A 17965-nucleotide genomic window follows, 5' to 3' on the forward strand; every position below is an offset into this window, starting at 1 on the left:
CGCTGGGAACGGAGCGACCGGGACAGGTTCGCAGACGAGTTCGCGGATGAGTTCGCGGACGGGACATCAGACGACTGTCGCGCGACGCGACGGCGACGCGCGCGAGCGACGACCGGGGCGAACCGGCCGTCTCGCACCGGCTCCGTGGTACTCGATCACACATTATAAATAGACGATCGTAGCCTTTCGAGATCTAATAAGCCCGATATAGTGTATTCTGACGCCATTAGGTTCTGTAACTAGCCTCAAAAGGCGTTAGAGTTATATGTTCGTCCACCTAGTGAACAGTTGTTCCCGATGACGTCCAAATCCGTCGCCACCGCGCTCACGCTGTATCGCGCCCGCACACTGACGCTCGAACAGGCCGCCACGGTCGGCGGCTGCTCGACGGCACAGCTCGAAGAGAGCGCCCGGGCGTTCGCGCCGACGCCGGGTGAGTCTCCCGCTGACGACTGACGGTTCCGCCAACGACGACAAGTCCGACCGTCCGTCCCCGCTGACGACCGATCGGTCCGGGTGCTCGGCCCTACCGAGCCGTCTCCACCCTACCGAGCCCCTCCGAAACCCGTAGGTAGGCGCGGCCCCTAATCGGCGTAATGAGTCTGGACGCCGACTGGCGGACCGATCTCGACGCGGTCGACGCGGCCCTCATCGACGACTACCAGAGCGGCTTCCCCGTCGAGTCGCGCCCGTTCGAGCGGGTCGCCCGCGAGGTCGCGGCGGAGACGGGCGTCGACGTCGACGCCGACGCCGTCCTCGACCGCGTCCGCGACCTCCGAGAACGGGGCGTGTTCCGGCGGTTCGGGGCGGTTCTCAACCCGCCGGTCATCGGCTCGTCGACGCTCGCGGCGGTGCGCGCCCCCGAGGACCGGTTCGACGAGGTCGCCGAGGTCATCAACGGCTATCGGCAGGTGAACCACAACTACCGGCGCGACCACGAGTGGAACCAGTGGTTCGTCGTCACCGCCGGTTCGCGGGAGGCGCGCGACGCGATCCTCGCCGAGATCGAGGAGCGGACCGGCTGCGAGGTGCTGGTCCTCCCGATGCTCACCGACTACTACATCGACTTGGAGTTTCCCGTCGTCAACGGCGACCGATTCGCGCGCGAATCACTGGAATCGACCGACGTCTCCGCCACCCGCATCTCCGAGAACGCCCGCGGCGATCTCACGTCCCTCGACGGCGACCTCCTCCTGGCGATTCAGGACGGCCTCCCGCTGTCTTCGACACCCTACGCCGACGTGGCGAGCGAGCTCGACGCCCCCCTCGACGAGGTGCTCGCGGCGGTCGATCGCCTGCTCGCCGACGGCTGTATCAAGCGGATCGGCTGCGTCGTCAACCACGTCGTCACCGGCTTTACGAACAACTGCATGGTGGTCTGGGACGTGCCCGACGACGAGTTGGACCGGCGGGGCGAGGCGGTCGGCAGCCTCCCGTACGTCACGCTGTGTTACCACCGGCCGCGCCGGAGCGAACAGGACTGGGAGTACAACCTGTTCACCATGATCCACGGCCGCGAGGCCGAGGCGGTCGACGCGAAGATCGACGAGCTGGCGGCCGATCACCTCCCGTTCCCGCACGAGCGGCTCTACTCGACGGCGACGCTGAAACAGACCGGCGCGCGCTACGAGGACCTCGTCGCGGACGGGGAATAAGGAAGAATCGGAGAGAGGAACCGGAGCGCGGCTCAGTCGTCGCCGAGGACGGTCGTCTGGTCCTCCGCCGTCGGATCCGCGGCGACGAACTCGTCTTCACCGCCCAGCCCGCTACCGGCGCCGAGGCGGTCGAGCGCGTCCGCGCCCATGACCGCGACGACGACGAAGCCGACCTTCGAGACGACGTCGAGGTAGACGAACACGAGCATCTCCGTCGCGGGCGTCAACAGCCCGAGCCCGGTGGGCGCGAGCAGCCACACGACCGGGTACAGCGTCCACAGCACCACCGTGATGTTCCGGAGCGTGCCGAAGACGGCGCGGACCCGGTCGCCCTCCGCCGAGGCCGACCGCGGGAGGGAGACGAGGAGCCCGTAGACGAGCCCGAGGTACGCGACCCCCGCGACCCCGAAGGCGACCCACGAGACCGTTCCGGTCGTCGCGGCGGCGGCGATCCCGCCGGCGATGATCACCACGTCGACCCCGATCAGCCCGGCGAGCACGCGCCTGGACGGACGGGCGAGCAGCCCGAGGTACAAGAGCAGGAGCGGCGTCGTCAGGAGCCAGTCGACGTACCGAGCGATATCGAGCTCCCCGGTCGACAGCGAGACGCTGCCGAACCCGAGCGCCATCAGGAGGTACGCGAGCGCCGCGATACCGGTGACCCCGGCGAGCGTGGCGTAGTAGACCGCGTGCGACTCGCCCGTCTCCGAGGACCGAGAGAGCCACGCCCACAGCGGGGGGACCGTGCCGGCGCCCATCGCGAGGACGCCGATCCACGCCCAGACGGCGGTGTCGGCGAGCATCTCAGTTCACCCCCTCCCCGCCGGCGTCGACGGAACCGTCTCCGCCCTCGTGCGGGAAGTCGAAGGAGCCGTCGTCGCCTCCTCCGTCGACGCCACCGTCAGAGACCGCGGCGGCGCCGTCGCGGTCGGTTCCGCCGATCGCGGCGTCGCCCGCGGCGCCGCGTCCGGCGCCGAGACCGTTGCCGTCCGCGAACTCGAAGTCCTCGACCGCGTCGCGTAGCGCGATCGCGCGGTCGGAGAGCGACTCGGCGGCGGTCTCGACCGCGCCGAGGGTCTGTTCCTGTTCGTCGACCGCGCCGGTCACGTCGCCGGCCGCGCTCGCGGTCTGTGCGCTGATCGCGGAGACGTCCTCGACGTGCCCGACCACCGCGTCGACGGAGTCGGCCTGCGTCTCGGTCGCTCGGGTGATCTCGGTCATGCTCGTGTCGGTCCGCTCGGAGGCCTCCGCGAGGCGTTCGAGGGCGTCGATCGAGGTCTCGACCGTGTCGACGCCGGCGGAGATCCGCTTCTCGGTTCGCTCCATCGCGTCGGCGCCCGTCTCCGCGCGCTCCTGGACGGAGTGGATCCGGGCCTCGATCTCGCTGGCCGACTCCTGCGTCTCCTCGGCCAGCGCCTTCACCTCCTCGGCGACGACCGCGAAGCCGGCGCCGTCCGCGCCGGAGCGGGCCGCCTCGATCGAGGCGTTCAGCGCGAGCAGGTTCGTCTGCTCGGCGATCTCCGAGATGGTGTCGACCACCTCGCCGATCTCCTCGACCTCCTCCGCGAGCGCCTCGACCTCCGCGGTCGTCTCGGCGGTCGTCTCCTCGACCGCGTCCATCTCCGCGAGCGCCTCCTCTGCGGCCTCGCGGCCCTCCTCGCCGACCGCGGCGGCGTGCTCGGCGGTCTCGGCCACGTCGGTGACGGTGGAGGCGACCTCCTCGGCCGAGGACGCGAGGTTCTCGGCCTCGTCGGTCGCCGCCCGCAGATCGTCGCGCTGGGTGCGCGCGCCCTCGGCGATCTCCCCGACCGCCTCGCTCACGGTCCCGGTCGTCGCTCGCAGGCTCTCCGTGCGGTCGTCGACGGTCCCGGCCACGTCGGCGGTGTCCTCGGCGACGGTCGCGACGGAGGCGACCGTCCCCTCCAGCTCGTCGGCCATCTCGTTGAACGCGGCGCCGACCCGCGCCATCGCCTCGTTGTCGATGTCGGAGTCGACCCGCTGGGTCAGGTCGCCGTCGGCGAGCGCGCGCATCGCCGACTCGTACTCGGTCGCCTTGCGCTCGACCGTCTCGGCGCGCTGCGTCGCCTCGCGTCGGGCCCGCTCCGCCTCCTCGCGGGCGTCCTCGGCGTCGTCGATCTCGGACCGGAGCGAGCCGCGCATGGCGTCGAACGCCCGGAACAGCCGCCCGATCTCGTCGGTCCGTCCCGTCTCCAGCCGCACGTCGAGGTCCCCCTCGGCCATCCGCTCGGCCTTGGCCGTGAGCTGCCGCAGGGAGATTACCGTGTTCGATCCGACGGTGACGCCGATGAGCGCGAGCCCGATCACCGTCAACAGCGTCATCCCGACGAGCCCGGAGCGCACCCCTGCGCCCGCGGCCCCGGCCTCCTCCGCGCGGAGGTAGACGATGACCCCGTATGAAACTGAGACCCCCATGACCCCGATCAGCGACAGCGCGAGCTTCGCGCCGTAACTGGACCGGATGCCGGAGGACGATCCCTCTTGCATAGTGTATTGATTTGCAGGGATCGTATTGACATAATAACTGCCACCCGAATATTAGGCGTGATAACGGTGTTCACCGCCGCCTCTCGGTGAGCGCGGGAGGGTCCGGCATGTCGCCGAATGCGGCGGCCGGGCGGAACGCGCCGGGGAGGTACGCGAGCGCGGACGCGAAGTCGCGGTCGACGGGGCGACCCGACCGGGACCAGTACGTTGAGGGCGTCGCCGTCCGCGTGGAGAGACATGGCGAACGCCTTCGACAGACTCGGGTACGGGACGTACAAGCTGGCCGACGGCGAGGAGTGCGTCTCCGGCGTCGCGCACGCGATCGAAACGGGGTACCGACATATCGACACCGCGCAGGGGTACGACAACGAGGCGTCGGTGTCGGCGGGGATCGACCGCACCGACGCCGACCGCGACGACCTGTTCGTCGCGACGAAGCTCTCGACGGACAACCTCTCGTACGACGACGCGACCGCGACGGCGCGGGTGAGCCGCGACCGGCTCGGCGTCGACTCGATCGACCTGCTGTACGTCCACTGGCCGATCGACACCTACGACCCGGAGGAGACGCTGCCCGCGCTCGACGACCTCGTCGACGAGGGGGTCGTCGACCGGATCGGGCTCTCGAACTTCCGGCCCGACCAGCTCGACGAGGCGATCGACCGCCTCGCGAACGACGTGTTCGCCCATCAGGTGGAGTGCCATCCGCTCCTCCAGCAGGAGGAGCTGCGCGAGCGCGCGGCCGAACACGACCACTGGCTCGTCGCCTACTCGCCGATCGCGCGCAACCGCGTCGCCGACGTGGACGTGTTAAAAGAGATCGGCGCGGCCCACGACGCCAGCCCGGCGCGGGTGAGCCTCGCGTGGCTGCTCTCGAAGGAGCGCGTCGCCCCGATCCCGAAGGCGGCCGACTTCGGTCACGTCGAGGCCAACTGGACCGCCCGCGAGATCGACCTGACCGCCGGCGAGATCGCTCGGATCGACGCGCTCGACCGCGGCGAGCGAGTCGTCGACTTCGAGGAGGCGCCGTGGAATCGGGTGTGATCCCCTCCGCGGAGCCGAGAGTGACCCGGCACCGATCCCGGAGTGCTATATATCCGAATAGACCCGTATCACCGGCTATACGCCACTCATAGTCGGTTTTACGTGAATCGCGACCGATCCCGTGAACGTGACCGACACCGAACCCAAGCGCCCCGGACGGCCCGCGCTGCTGGTCGCGACGCCGAGCGCCGACCGGGTGGGACGGTGGCTCCGGACGCTGGCGCTTTTGGCCGGCGTGCTCGGCCTGCTGGTCGGGCTGTTCGCGTTGGAACTCGTCGTCCGGTTGTGATCGACCCCGGTCCCGGCTCCGGGGTCCCGTCCACCGCGTCTCGTCCGGAGCGGAACTGAACGGCCGGCCGCACCGAACCGGACCGCAGACGCCGCGTCGCCTCGGGTTTCACTTTCGCTTTCGGGCGCGTTTTTAAAAGGCGTCGGCACGACGAGTCGGGTATGGCCCAGTCCACGTTCGACGACGACGACCTGTTCGGCGAGGCCGCCGAGGAGACCCGTGCCGAGGTCCGAGAGCACCTGCAGGCCGCGCGCGCGGAGCTTCCCGACCCGGACGACGTGTGGGAGACGGACGCGGACAACGTGCTCGGCGCGCTCAACGCGCTGAAGTCGGCGCTCGACGTCGGCGACGCGGTCGACAGCGTCCGCTCGGCGAAGAAGGCGTACGTGCTCGGCGAGCGCGCCGACGCCTTCGAGGACGCCGACGATTTAAAAGCGGAGATCGAGGAGCTGGAGTCGCTCGTCGGCGATATCGAGGGCGCCGCCGAGGAGGTCGGCTCGCTCACCGGCACCGTCCCCGCGATCCGCGGCGCGCTGCAGGACGCGGCTGAGGCGGGCGAGGACGGGGGAGACGGCGAGAGCGAGGAAGACGAGGAGTAGCCGCGTCCGGTCCCTTTTAAATCGACGCTCGGTCGACGACCGCCGTCGCCAGCTCGGCGAGCGCGTCGCTCGCGAGGTCGAGCAGGACCTCGCCGCGGTCGGCGTCGCCCGCGCTCGGGTCGCCCACCACGCCGTTGTCGGTGAACTCGTCCGAGTCGTGCGCGAGGTTCACGCCCGAGACCCACTCGCCCCACCGGTCGGCGGCGCCCTCGCGGGCCGCCTCGATCCGGTCCTCACGCACGAGACGGGGGTTCGTCGCGCGCAGCAGCGCCGTCTCCAGCGGGCCGGCGTGGCCCATGTCACCAGTGTGCTCGCCGACCGCCTCGAACCAGGTGAACGCGACCGCGTAGCCGTCGTGGGCTTCGTCGCGCGAGAACCGGCGGGCGACCTCGGCGAGCGCCTCCACGTTGCCGCCGTGCCCGTTGACGAACACCACCCGGTCGATCCCGTGGTGCGGCAGCGACTCGGCCGCCTCGCGGACGTACGCCCGGAACGCCTCCGGCGAGACCCACATCGTCCCGTCGAACGCGCGGTGCTCCTCGGCGACGCCGACGGGGATCGGCGGAGCGACGGCGACTTCGCCCGCGGCGGCGGCGGACCGTTCGCCCGCCGCCTCGTAGGCCGCCGCGCCCGCCTCCGCGACCGCGACCGCGTCGAGGGTGTCGGTCCCGAGCGGGGCGTGGGGGCCGTGCTGTTCGGTGCTGCCGACGGGCACGAACGCGACGTCGACGTCGGCGTCGCGCACGTCGGTCCAGGTTGCGTCCGCGAGTCGCATACCGGGTCGTCGGTGGGACGCGCCGTATAGGCGACGGTCCGCGGTCGGGCCGGGAGACGGGGCGAACGACGCGGGCCAGGCGGGAGTATTAATCCGACGGGCGGTGAGAGACCAGTCATGAGCAGCGACAACAGGGACCAAGCGCGGGCGTACGGGGTCACGTTCGGGCCGTTGAAACGGGCGCTACGCGAGCACCGGTATCCGGTGTCGGTGGGCGAGCTGATCGAGCAGTACGGCGGGTTCGAGCTGGAGACCGCGGCCGGCGATCGGCGGCTGGAGTCGGCGCTCCAGCGGTGCGAGGCGACGACGTTCGCCGAGCCGTGGGAGGTCCGGGACGCGATCCTCGCCGGGCTCGACGACGAGGCAGTGATCGGGTATCACGGCGAGCCGGCGACGGGTTATGACGGCGGTGAGGGTGACGACGACGCGCCGGAGATCGACCGGGCCGGCGACTGGAGCCGGTTGTCCGAGTAGCCCGCCGCCCTCGGCGCCTCAGTCGTCGTCGCTCTCGGCGTCCTCGACCAGCTGCGCGGTGCGCTCCTGTGCGCGATCGATGAACTCCTGCGGCAGCTCGTCTATCTCGCCGGCCTGCACGCCCCAGAGGTGCGCGTACAGCCCGCCGTTGTCCAACAGCTCGTCGTGGGTGCCGCGCTCGACGACCTCGCCGCCCTCTAACACGAGGATGGTGTCGGCGTCCTTGATCGTCGAGAGGCGGTGCGCGATCGCGAACGTGGTGCGGTCGGCCGTGAGCCGGTCGAGCGAGCGCTGGATCAGCATCTCCGTCTCGGTGTCCACGTCCGAGGTCGCCTCGTCGAGGATGAGGATGTCGGGGTCTTTCAGCACCGCTCGCGCGATGGTGACGCGCTGGCGCTGACCGCCCGAGAGCTTCACGCCGCGCTCGCCGACCATGGTGTCGTAGCCGTCGGGGAGGTTCTCGATGAACTCGTGCGCCTCGGCGGCCCGCGCGGCCTCGCGGACCTCCTCGTCGGTCGCCTCGAAGGTGCCGTAGGTGATGTTCTCGCGGACGGTCCCGTAGAACAGGTACGACGACTGGCCGACGTAGCCGATCGAGCGGCGGAGCGATTTGAGCGTCACGTCGCGCACGTCCTGCCCGTCGATCCGGATGGCGCCCTCGTCCACGTCGTACATCCGGAGCAGCAGCTTGAGCACCGTCGACTTCCCGGCGCCGGTCGGCCCTACCAGGGCCAGGGTCTCGCCGCCCTCGACCTCGAAGTCGATGTCGGAGACGATGGTCTCCTCGTCGTACCCGAAGCTCACGTCGTCGTAGACCACGTCGCCGTCGCCGACGGTCAAGTCCTCGGCGTTCGGGTCCTCGGCGAGCCGCGAGGGCTCGTCCATCAGCCCGAATATCCGGGCGGAGGAGGCGCGGGCGCGCTGGTACATGTTGATTATCTGTCCGAACTGCGCCATCGGCCAGATGAACCGCTGGGTGTAGAGGATGAAGACGACGAACATCCCGACCGAGAGCTCGCCGGTGAACGGCCCCGGCGGGGTGTCCTGGAACACCCACAGCCCGCCGACGATGAACGTGAGCACGAAGCCGATGCCGGCGAGCACGCGGAGCCCGGGGAAGAACTTGATCCGAGTGCGGATCGCGTCCCAGTTGGCGTCGAAGTAGTCCATCGACACGTCGTCGACGCGGTCGGACTCGTACGGCTCGGTGTTCGACGACTTGATCACCTGGATGCCGCCGAGGTTGTTCTCGAGCCGGGAGTTCATCTTCCCGACCGACGAGCGCACCTCGGCGTACTTCGGCTGGATGATCTTGATGAACAGGTAGGTGAACCCGCCGATGACCGGGACCGGGAGGAGCGCGACCAGCGCGAGCTGCCAGTTGATCCAAAAGAGGAGCACGCCGATCCCGACGACCATCACGGACAACCGAAACAGGGAGTTCATGCCGTCGTTTAAGAATCGCTCAAGCCGGTTCACGTCGTTCGAGAGGATGGACATCATCTCCCCGGTCTGCTTATCCGAGAAGAACTCCATGTTGAGCCGCTGCATCTTGTCGTAGGTGTCGGTCCGCACGTCATGTTGGATGTTCTGCGCGAAGGCGTTGAAGCCCCAGTTGCGGATCCAGTGGAAGCCGGCCCCGATACCGAACGCGGCCCCGATGACGGCGATGGTGAACCAGAACTGCTCGGTCTGGCCCGTGGGGAGCCACGCGTCAGGGAGGACCACGAGCGGGATCTGCTCGCTGAACAGCGCGTCCTCGTAGAACACGGCGTCGATAGCGATTCCGAGCATCAGCGGCGGGAGGAGGTCGAGGAGCCGCGCGAAGACGCTGGCGAAGATGCCGACCGTCACCTGCGGGAGGTAGTCGCGACCGTACGCGAGGAACAGCCGTTTCATCGGGTTCTCGATCTTGTCCCGCTGTTCCTCGAAGGGGTCGTCTTCCTCCCAGTCGGCGCTACTCATTACCGTCTCCTATCGTATCGCGCGGCAAATAGGTTTCCTTCGAACCGAAATGCATCGGCGGAAATCTCCGGTAAAGAGCGTCAACGCGCGTGATCGAGAGCACGGAGGAGGTGAGGAGAGCGGAGACGACGCCGGAATCTGGCGCGCGATCAGAGTTCGCGACGCTCCACGTCGGGGTCCACGCCGGCGGCGTCGAGGTCCTCGCGGATGCGCCGCCGGAGGGGGTCCGGGATCCGGTCGCGGGGAACCGGAGCGGCCGTCGCGGCACCCGCGTCCGATTCGGCGGCTCCGTCCGATCCAGAGGCGGGAACCGTCCAGTAGAGGACGCGCTCGGCGGTGGCGTAGAACTCCACGGCGAAGCGGTCGCCCCCGCCGTCGTAGTGGACGCGCGCCGCGTCGCCCTCGGCGCGCCACCCCTCCCGTTCGACCAGCGCGGCGATCGAGTCGTGCACGGTCGTAGTCGGGGCGGCGGACACATGTCGGTGTCGCCGTCGAACCGTGGCACCCGAGAGGATCGTTACTCGCGACTCCGCTCCGTCGTTTCGCCGCTGAGTTCGTCGTCGAGGTCGTCGAAATCGTCGCCGAGAAGGTCCGTGTTCGACAGCTCGTCCCCGCGGCCCCGTTCGATCCGTCGGCGCGCGTCCTCGGGGACCTCGGTCTCCAAGAGCACCTCCAGTTTCGCTTCGAACTCCTCGTCGTCGAGCTCTCCGCGTGCGTACCGGTCCCGGAGGGTGTCGAGCGCGTCGGTCACCGACTCGTCGGCGTCGTCATCGGCCGATCCCGTGGTCCCGTCCGCGTCGGCGTCCGCCTCGACGCCGTCGGGCCAGAGCACGTCGATCACTATCGCGCCCGCGATGCCGAGCGCGAAGGCGGCACCCGCGACGTTCCACCAACCGAGTGCGCCGAACACGATCGACGCCGCGAAACAGACGCCGAACACCGCGTCTTCCGGGTCTCGGCGGACGCCCTCGGGCAGTCGAACCATACGCCTTCGTTGCGGACCGATCTGATAAAACCCGGCGTGCGTCCGTTCCGCCGTCATCGATACCGGTTTACAAATGCCGCTCCGATGAGCGGGCATGTCCCTTCGCGTCACCTTCCTCGGGACGGGCGGCGCCGTCCCGACCACCGAGCGCGCGCCGAGCGCACTGTTCGTCAACCGCGAGGGCGACCGCCTCCTCTTCGACTGCGGCGAGGGGACCCAGCGCGGCATGATGCGACACGGCACCGGGTTCGGGATCACTCACGTCTTCGTCTCGCACCTCCACGGCGACCACGTCCTCGGAATTCCGGGGCTGGTCCAGACGCTCGGGTTCAACGACCGGGAAGAGCCACTGACGATCCACTGCCCGCCGGGGACCGCGGACGACCTCCGCGACCTCGTGCACGCGGTCGGCCACGACCCGGCGTTCCGGATCCGGATCGACGAAGTCTCGCCCGGCGAGGTCGCGCTCGACGCCGACGGCTACGAGGTCCGCGCGTTCGAGACGACGCACCGGACGAAATCCCAGGGGTACGTCCTCGACGAGGACGACCGCCCCGGGCGGTTCGACCGCCCGAAGGCCGAGGCGCTGGGCGTCCCCGTCGGCCCGAAGTTCGGGCGGCTCCACGCGGGCGAGTCGGTCGAGGCCGACGACGGCTCGGTCGTCGATCCGGGGCAGGTCGTCGGGCCGCCGCGGCCGGGGAGGAAGTTCGTCTACACCGCCGACACCCGCCCGCGAGAGGGGACCGTCGCGGCGGCGGCGGACGCCGACCTGCTCGTCCACGACGCCACCTTCGCCGATGACATGGAAGACCGCGCCCGCGACACGGCCCACTCGACCGGCAGAGAGGCCGGGTCGGTCGCCGAGCGCGCGAACGCGAAGCGGCTCGCGCTGGTACATATCTCCTCGCGGTACGCCGCGGACGCGTCCCCGATCCTCCGGGAGGCGCGGGAGGCGTTCGACGGCGAGTGCATCCTCCCCGACGACGGCGACCTGATCGAGGTACCGTTCCCCGACGCCGACGAGTAGGAGGGTCACCGCGCCCCGCGGCCGACATCCCCGTCGCGCTCCGGGAAACCTTGATGGGTCGCGCCGCCGACTGCTCGCGTATGTCCGCAGACTGCGTCTTCTGTTCGATCGTCGACGGCGACATCCCGGCCCGAACCGTCCACGAGACCGACAGCGTGCTGGCGTTCCTCGACGCCAACCCGCTCGCGCGCGGTCACACGCTCGTGATCCCCAAATCGCACGCGCAGCACGTCGGCGACCTCGACGACGACCTCGCGAGCGAGCTGTTCGCGGTCGTGACCGAGCTCACCCCGCGCATCGAGTCGACCGTCGGCGCCGACGGCGCGAACGTCGGGATCAACGACGGCGAGGCGGCGGGACAGGAGGTCCCGCACGTCCACGTGCACGTCATCCCGCGGTTCGAGGACGACGGCGGCGCGCCCCTCCACGCGGTCGGCGGTGAGCGACCGGACCTGTCCGACGACGAACTGGACGCGGTCGCCGAAGCGATCTCCGGGTGAGCGGTCGCCGAGTGAGCGGTCGCGCTCGGCGCATCTCCCCCGTACCGGGCGGCCGACCGGCGACCGGCGTGCGACAGGGTTAACAGCGAAACCCCGAGTAGGCGAGCGCATGCAGGCGACGACGCTCGCGCTCGTCGGGGCGACCGGCGGCGCGGGGACGACGCGAACCGCGGTCGAACTGGCGGCGATCGGCGCGCGCGACGGTCGCGACGTGGCGGTCGTCGACGCCGCGTTCACGACGCAGGGCCTCTCCGAGTACGTGTCCGGCCGGATCGGGACCGATCTCACGACGCTCGTCACCGACGAGACCGGCGCGTCGCTGGCGGCGGCGACGTACCCGATCGAACTGGGAGACGGGCATACCGGGAGCGGCGGCACCGGCGACGGCGACGCCCCAAGCCTCCCCGGACGCGCCGACGCGATCCCCTCCCGCGCGCCCTTCGAGCGCGTCGCGCGGGCGAAGACGGCGGAGGCGGCCCGGAAGCTGGAGCGACGGATCGACGAGGCGGCGACGAGCCACGACGCGGTGATCGTGGACGCCGCGCCCGTCGGCTCCAACGAGGCGGTCGCGGGGGTCACGGCCGCCGACCGAACGGCGGCGGTGTTCCCGGCGACGGCGCACGGGCGCGACGCCCTCCAGCGGCTCCGCGGTCGGATCGCCGACGTGGGCGCCGGCCTAGACCGGTCGATCGCGGTCGCGCGGGGCGTCGACGGAGAGGACGCCGCCGAAGCGGAGGGCGAGACCGACGCCGACGTTCGCCTCCCGTCGACCGACCCCGCGATCGCGAGCGCGCCGACGACGGCGACGGGAAGCGGGGCGTACGCGCGCGCCGTCGCGGCGGCGTTCGAGGACGCCTTCGACGCCACGGTCGGGATCGAGTTCGAGGAACCGGGAGTGATCGATCGGCTGCGACCCTGAACCGCGAAGCGAGAGAGCGAGAGAGGAGGGGGACCGAGAGGAGTAGCGACCGCGTCCTTCAGCGGAGCCCGTCGGGCGACCCGAGCGCGCCGCCGAGTACGTCGTCGTCGCTTCCGGCGGACCCGGCGGACCCAGTTCCGAGCGGAGCGGAGCCGGCGACGTGGGCGTCGACCGCCTCGACGATTTCCGACGGCGGGTCGTGGGTCTCGACGTACGTCGCCAGCGCGAAGTCCGCCTCGTCGCCGCCGGTGAGCGCGACCGCCTCGCTGCGGGCGAGCCGGCCGTCCAGCCAGTCGCGGACCACGTCTCGGCGGCTCGGGGCGAGCGGGCAGACCCCCTCGACGCCGCAGCGGTGGAGGGCCTTCGCGCCCGTCATCGGCGTCACGCCGGCCTCGCGGGCGGCGTCGCCGACGCTCCGCCCGGCGGTGTAGGCGTCGACGAGTGTCGCCGTCGCCGCCGGCGTACACGGGAGGTCGCCCGCGTGCTCCGCGAGCCGATCGACGAGCGGCGTCTCCGTGTCGTCCGCGACGGCGACACCCCGGTCGCGCTGGCTCGCGGTCACTTCGAGCCCGTCCGCGATCTCCGACAGCGTCATGCGAACCGATGGCTCGCTCGAAGAGTTAAAACCACCGTACTGCGGCGGGGCAAGGGCGCCAAACACCGACCGATTACCGGTCGGTTCGAGCGCGCCGATCCCGACGATCGACCCGCGATCAGCCCGGGTTTAAGTAAGGGATCGGGCCCGAGTTCGACGTGTGATGAGTGAGGCACGCCCGACCCAGACCCGTTCGCCCCGCACCGAGACCGACGACGCCGCGACCGCGAACCGCGCCGCGACCGCCGACCGCACCGCGGCCACGGAACAGACCGAGACCGCGGACGCCGACGCGCCCGCCGCTCGCGAGACGTGTCCGGAGTGCGGCGGCCGGACGCGCGTCGATTCGGCCGAGCGCGTCTGCGCCGACTGCGGGCTCGTCGTCGAGGCCGACCGGATCGACCACGGCCCAGAGTGGCGGTCGTTCGACGACGACGACGCGAACCCCAAGCGCACCGGCGCGCCGCTGACGCGCTCGCGCCACGACCGCGGGCTCTCGACCGAGATCGGGCGGTCGACGAGGGTCAAGGGTCGCAAACGGCGGCGACTCGCCCGGATGCGGACGCAGCACAACCGCGCGCAGATCTCGACGAAGCGCGACCGTAACAAGGTGTACGCGTACACCGAGATCCGCCGGCTGACCGGTGTCTTGGAGCTCCCCGACAGCGTCCGCGACACGGCCTGCACGCTGTTCGACTCCGCGCAGGACGAGAGCCTGCTCCGCGGGCGGTCGCTGGAGGGGTTCGCGGCCGCGTGCGTCTACGTCGCCTGTCGCACCGCCGACGTGGCCCGCACCGTCGAGGAGATCTGCGGCGAGGCGAAGGCGACGGTAGACGAGCATCAGGCGGCCTTCGACGCGATGAATCGGGAGCTCGGACTGCCGATCGCGCCGACCGGTCCCGCCGAGTACCTCCCCCGGTTCGCGAGCGACCTCGACTGCGACGCCGGCGTGGAGCGCCGCGCCGGCGAACTAGCCGAGCGCGCCGTCGAGGAGGGGATCGCGAACGGCCGCAACCCGGTCGGCGTCGCGGCCGCCTGCCTGTACACAGCGGCCCGCGAACTGGACGCGGAGTGCACGCAACAGGAGGCCGCGGACGCCGCCGGCGTGACCCCCGTGACCGTCCGCCGGACGTACGTCGACCTGACCGAAGAGTGAGGCAGCGGACAGGCGAGAACGGCCCGAAACGACCTCGCTTCTGTGTCGGTTGAAACGAAAGATAATAGCTGTGACGCCGGCGTTCGAGGGGTCCTCCGAGCGCAGGGCGAAAAGGCGACGGCGAGGCCGTCGTTTCGTGACGGTCCGCGCGGGGCGGCCGCGGCGGCGTCAGCGGGACCCGCCGCCGGTGGGGAAACCGGCGGCGGGGGGCCGGCGGCGACCGACCGCGAGGGGGATCGGCGGCGGACGGAGGCCGACAGCGACTGAGGGGGCGGAGGGCAGGGAGGGGGCTGCGACCGCCCGGCGGGCGTCACGCATCTGAATCGAGGGGCGGGTTCCGTTTCTACGTTAGCCGTGGATGGTCCGGATCAAGCGTATAGTCCGTATCAGTCGGACGACCCGCGGCGTGTGCACCGCGCTCACGCCCCGCCGAGCTTGTGCTTGAACGCGAAGAAGACGCGGCGGCCGGTCTCCGTGAGCCGGACGGTGTCGGAGCGCCCCACGTCCTCCAACTCGACGTAGCCGCGGTCGCGGAGCGGCGAGAGCACGTGCGTCTCCAACGCGCGGTACTTCGCCGTCCGGCTCGCGCCCGCCTCGCGGAGGAACGAGAGGTCGCGGTCGCGGGCCCACTCGATCAGGTTCCACTTATCCGTCGTCACGTTGTCGTCGGTGCGTTCGAGGAGTCGACCGAGCACCGCGACCTGATCGGTCGTCGGCGCGTCCATCGGGTACAGGGGGAGGTCGACGGTGCGCTCGACGCCCTCGGTGAGCGGCTCCTCGCGCACGTCGTGGCGGTGACGCTCGGGCTCGACGCTGTAGGGGCGGGCGCCGACGATCATACACGCCATCGCGACGCCGACCGCGGCGATCCGCGGGCCGGTCGAGACGTTGGCGAACAGGCGGTCGCCGTCGTCCTCGCCGGCGCCGTGGCGGGCGGCGACCGTCGTCGTCACGCCGAGCACGTCGTACACGTCGGCGAGTTCGACGGGGAGGGCGCGGACCGACGCGAACTCGGCGGCCGCGGCCCACGCGTCGCGCTGGTAGCCCGTGAGTCGATCGAGGTCGACACCGGTGTCCGCCGGGTCTTCGGCCCCGGCGGTCTCGAAGTCGACCGCGCCGCGGGGGGCGTCGCGGTCCGGGGCGTCCGCGAGCAGGTACACCACGTCCGCGCCGTGGCGGCGGAGGGGCTCGACGATCCGGTCGCGCTCGTGGCCGAGCGGCGCGACGTGAACGCGCCGTTCGGCGACGCTGGGGACCGATGTGTCCATACACTCGCTCCCTCCGGCGATCGCTTAAAAGGTCCGTCGAGGGGTCAACGATCGAGGCCGTCGGGAGACCGTGTCGGCGCTCGGGAGCGGTCCCGACGGCTCCCGTCTGCTCTCGTCTGCTCTCGTCTGCTCCCGAGCGTTCGAGACCGATCGCGTGACGTGGGGACCCATAGCACGAAAACCGTTAAGCCCGGCTGTCGCCTACGAGCGGGTATGAGCGCTGACCGGTCCGCCCTCCGGCGGGCCATCGAGCGCGGCGAACGGGACGGCGGCGAAATCGAGTTCAAGGAGCGGCTGACCCGCGAGGTCCACTTGGCGGAGGGCCGGATGGAGTCGCTCGTGGCCCAGCTCCGCCACCGCGTGCTCTCCGGCGACGGCGAGGCCACCTACGTCCTCGGCGTCACCGACGACGGCGGACTGGCCGGCGTCGCCCCCGACGCCTTCTCCGAGACGATGGACGTGCTCTCGCTTCTGGCCGACGAGGCGGACGCCCACATCGCCGACGTGGAGACGTGGAGCGCCGGCTCCGCGGGCAACGGGAGCGTGGAGGGCCTCGTCGGCCTCGCCACCCTCCGCGACGGCGGGATGTTCGAGACAGACGACGACCACCTCGTGATCGGCACGGCCGGCCACGTCGACCACGGGAAGTCGACGCTCGTCGGCACCCTCGTCACCGGCCGAGCCGACGACGGACAGGGCGGCACGCGCGGCTTCCTCGACGTCCAGCCGCACGAGGTCGAGCGCGGGCTCTCCGCCGACCTGTCGTACGCGGTCTACGGCTTCGAGGACGGCGGCGACGAGCCGGTCCGGATGGACAACCCGCACCGCAAGTCCGACCGCGCCCGGATCGTCGAGGAGGCGGACCGGCTGGTCTCGTTCGTCGACACCGTCGGCCACGAGCCCTGGCTCCGGACGACGATCCGCGGACTGGTCGGCCAGAAGCTCGACTACGGACTGCTCGTCGTCGCCGCCGACGACGGGCCGACGAAGACGACCCGCGAGCACCTCGGGATCCTGTTGGCGACGGAGCTGCCGACGGTCGTCGCGATCACGAAGGCGGACGCCGTGAGCGACGAGCGGCTCGCCGAGGCCGAGCGCGAGGTCGAGTCGATGCTGCGAGACGCCGGCCAGACCCCCCTCCTCGTCGACCGCCACGGGATCGACACGGCGGTCGCTGAGGTCGGAGAGGGCGTCGTCCCGCTCCTCCGCACCAGCGCGGTGACGAAGGAGGGGATCGGGACGCTCGACCGGCTGTTCGAGACCCTTCCGAAGCGGGCGACCCCGGAGCGCGCGGCGTTCCGGATGTACGTCGACCGGAGCTACAAGGTGACCGGCGTCGGCGCGGTGGCGTCCGGCACGGTCAACTCCGGCACCGTGGAGGCCGGGGACGAACTCCTGCTGGGGCCGATGGCCGACGGCTCCTTCCGCGAGGTGGAAGTCAGGTCGATCGAGATGCACTACCATCGGGTTGACAAGGCGACCGCCGGGCGGATCGTCGGTATCGCGTTAAAAGGCGTCGACGAGTCGGAGATCGAGCGCGGGATGGCTCTGGTGCCCCGCGGGAGCGACCCCGATCCGGTCCGCGAGTTCGAGGCCGAGGTGATGGTACTCAACCATCCGACGCGGATACAGGAGGGGTACGAGCCGGTCGTCCACGTCGAGACCGTCTCGGAGGCGGCCGTCTTCGCGCCCGAGGGCGGGCGGCTCCTCCCCGGCGACACCGGGCGAACGACGGTCCGGTTCAAGTTTCGCCCGTACCTGGTCGAGGAAGGCCAGCGGTTCGTCTTCCGGGAGGGGTCGAGCAAGGGGGTCGGGACCGTGCGAGACATCGAGGAGACAGAGACAGACCGGTCAGTAACCCACGACTGAAGCCGTGGGCTTCCTCTTTATTCCTCTGTGATCGGCGCCGCGGTCGGGACGAGGAGGACCGACAGGCGCGGCGGGGAAGACCGGCGAGATCGGCGAGCGCGACCCGCCGCCGTCAGATGTCCGTCGGCCCGGAGGTCCCCGAAGTGGCCGCACCGTCCGGCGGCGAGACGAGCGGCTCGAACTCCCTGTACCGGAAACGGCCGATTATCTCGCCGGAGATCAGCTTGAAGTAGCTGTACAGCGCGCCCTCGTCGAGCGCCGACTTGGTCATCCCCTCGGCCGTCGTCATATCGTACTTACACGGGACCAGGATCGACCTGTCTCTTATACACATCTCTGA

General features: G+C 70.6%; 20 protein-coding genes. 11 read left to right on the forward strand and 9 right to left on the reverse strand.

The window, feature by feature from the left end; all coding sequences use genetic code 11:
- Positions 1-297: 297 nt before the first annotated feature.
- Entirely contained in the window at positions 298-456 is a 159-nt protein-coding gene (locus C469_RS17195) for a DUF7317 family protein (protein WP_169330832.1), read from the forward strand.
- Between the two features lie 140 nt (positions 457-596).
- On the forward strand, positions 597-1655 hold the full coding sequence (gene ahbB / locus C469_RS08120) for a siroheme decarboxylase subunit beta (protein ID WP_008005516.1): 1059 nt from the start codon (positions 597-599) through the stop codon (positions 1653-1655).
- A 32-nt stretch (positions 1656-1687) separates the two neighbouring features.
- Here the strand turns inward: ahbB and C469_RS08125 are convergent, their stop codons facing one another.
- Together C469_RS08125 and C469_RS08130 are read right to left on the reverse strand one after the other, a co-directional pair.
- Complete coding sequence (locus C469_RS08125) at positions 1688-2458, reverse strand: bacteriorhodopsin (RefSeq protein ID WP_008005519.1); 771 nt, start codon at positions 2456-2458, stop codon at positions 1688-1690.
- Position 2459: 1 nt separating this feature from the next.
- Positions 2460-4160 (reverse strand): methyl-accepting chemotaxis protein, encoded by a 1701-nt coding sequence (locus tag C469_RS08130; protein ID WP_008005521.1) that lies wholly within the window; start codon positions 4158-4160, stop codon positions 2460-2462.
- A gap of 237 nt (positions 4161-4397) precedes the next feature.
- Here C469_RS08130 and C469_RS08135 point away from each other — a divergent pair, with 237 nt between their 5' ends.
- From C469_RS08135 to C469_RS08140, 3 genes are all read left to right on the forward strand, one after another.
- Entirely contained in the window at positions 4398-5204 is an 807-nt protein-coding gene (locus C469_RS08135; protein ID WP_008005522.1) for an aldo/keto reductase, read from the forward strand.
- A 127-nt stretch (positions 5205-5331) separates the two neighbouring features.
- Positions 5332-5493, forward strand: coding sequence for a hypothetical protein (locus C469_RS17035; protein WP_160163064.1), 162 nt, complete (start codon positions 5332-5334; stop codon positions 5491-5493).
- Between the two features lie 161 nt (positions 5494-5654).
- The gene (locus tag C469_RS08140; protein WP_008005524.1) at positions 5655-6092 is read left to right on the forward strand and encodes a DUF5790 family protein; all 438 of its coding nucleotides are present in this window, start codon (positions 5655-5657) and stop codon (positions 6090-6092) included.
- A gap of 16 nt (positions 6093-6108) precedes the next feature.
- Here C469_RS08140 and C469_RS08145 read toward each other — a convergent pair whose 3' ends face one another.
- Entirely contained in the window at positions 6109-6867 is a 759-nt protein-coding gene (locus C469_RS08145; protein ID WP_008005526.1) for a creatininase family protein, read from the reverse strand.
- Positions 6868-6984: 117 nt separating this feature from the next.
- On the opposite strand from C469_RS08145, the gene C469_RS08150 reads away from it, so the two are divergent.
- Positions 6985-7341 carry a DUF5789 family protein gene (locus C469_RS08150; protein ID WP_008005528.1) on the forward strand — a complete coding sequence of 119 codons (357 nt, stop codon included), beginning with the start codon at positions 6985-6987 and terminating at the stop codon, positions 7339-7341.
- A gap of 18 nt (positions 7342-7359) precedes the next feature.
- Here the strand turns inward: C469_RS08150 and C469_RS08155 are convergent, their stop codons facing one another.
- The 3 genes from C469_RS08155 to C469_RS17385 all read right to left on the reverse strand — a co-directional run bounded on the left by C469_RS08155 (position 7360) and on the right by C469_RS17385 (position 10291).
- Complete coding sequence (locus tag C469_RS08155) at positions 7360-9306, reverse strand: ABC transporter ATP-binding protein (RefSeq protein WP_008005530.1); 1947 nt, start codon at positions 9304-9306, stop codon at positions 7360-7362.
- 149 nt (positions 9307-9455) lie between these two features.
- Positions 9456-9758: a DUF7538 family protein gene (locus C469_RS08160; protein WP_008005533.1), complete on the reverse strand. Its 303-nt coding sequence runs from the start codon at positions 9756-9758 to the stop codon at positions 9456-9458.
- A 65-nt stretch (positions 9759-9823) separates the two neighbouring features.
- Positions 9824-10291, reverse strand: a complete 468-nt coding sequence (locus C469_RS17385; protein ID WP_008005534.1) for an SHOCT domain-containing protein — start codon at positions 10289-10291, stop codon at positions 9824-9826.
- Positions 10292-10385: 94 nt separating this feature from the next.
- Between C469_RS17385 and rnz the strand changes: the two genes are divergently transcribed.
- The 3 genes from rnz to C469_RS08180 all read left to right on the forward strand — a co-directional run bounded on the left by rnz (position 10386) and on the right by C469_RS08180 (position 12737).
- The gene (gene rnz / locus C469_RS08170; protein WP_008005536.1) at positions 10386-11318 is read left to right on the forward strand and encodes a ribonuclease Z; all 933 of its coding nucleotides are present in this window, start codon (positions 10386-10388) and stop codon (positions 11316-11318) included.
- 80 nt (positions 11319-11398) lie between these two features.
- Positions 11399-11818 carry an HIT family protein gene (locus C469_RS08175; RefSeq protein WP_008005538.1) on the forward strand — a complete coding sequence of 140 codons (420 nt, stop codon included), beginning with the start codon at positions 11399-11401 and terminating at the stop codon, positions 11816-11818.
- A gap of 109 nt (positions 11819-11927) precedes the next feature.
- Positions 11928-12737 (forward strand): cell division inhibitor, encoded by an 810-nt coding sequence (locus C469_RS08180; RefSeq protein WP_008005540.1) that lies wholly within the window; start codon positions 11928-11930, stop codon positions 12735-12737.
- A gap of 58 nt (positions 12738-12795) precedes the next feature.
- On the opposite strand, the gene C469_RS08185 is transcribed toward C469_RS08180, so the two are convergent.
- Positions 12796-13332 (reverse strand): DUF7858 family protein, encoded by a 537-nt coding sequence (locus C469_RS08185; protein ID WP_008005542.1) that lies wholly within the window; start codon positions 13330-13332, stop codon positions 12796-12798.
- A gap of 163 nt (positions 13333-13495) precedes the next feature.
- Between C469_RS08185 and C469_RS08190 the strand changes: the two genes are divergently transcribed.
- On the forward strand, positions 13496-14488 hold the full coding sequence (locus tag C469_RS08190) for a transcription initiation factor IIB (protein ID WP_008005544.1): 993 nt from the start codon (positions 13496-13498) through the stop codon (positions 14486-14488).
- Positions 14489-14907: 419 nt separating this feature from the next.
- On the opposite strand, the gene C469_RS08195 is transcribed toward C469_RS08190, so the two are convergent.
- On the reverse strand, positions 14908-15756 hold the full coding sequence (locus C469_RS08195) for an HFX_2341 family transcriptional regulator domain-containing protein (RefSeq protein ID WP_008005546.1): 849 nt from the start codon (positions 15754-15756) through the stop codon (positions 14908-14910).
- A 213-nt stretch (positions 15757-15969) separates the two neighbouring features.
- On the opposite strand from C469_RS08195, the gene C469_RS08200 reads away from it, so the two are divergent.
- The gene (locus C469_RS08200; protein WP_008005548.1) at positions 15970-17625 is read left to right on the forward strand and encodes a GTPBP1 family GTP-binding protein; all 1656 of its coding nucleotides are present in this window, start codon (positions 15970-15972) and stop codon (positions 17623-17625) included.
- Between the two features lie 112 nt (positions 17626-17737).
- Here C469_RS08200 and C469_RS08205 read toward each other — a convergent pair.
- Positions 17738-17965, reverse strand: a 228-nt coding sequence (locus tag C469_RS08205) for a DUF7529 family protein (protein ID WP_449272115.1), incomplete at its 5' end; no start/stop codon positions are given.

The sequence above is a fragment of the Halorubrum lipolyticum DSM 21995 genome, from assembly GCF_000337375.1.
GTDB classification, from domain to species: domain Archaea; phylum Halobacteriota; class Halobacteria; order Halobacteriales; family Haloferacaceae; genus Halorubrum; species Halorubrum lipolyticum.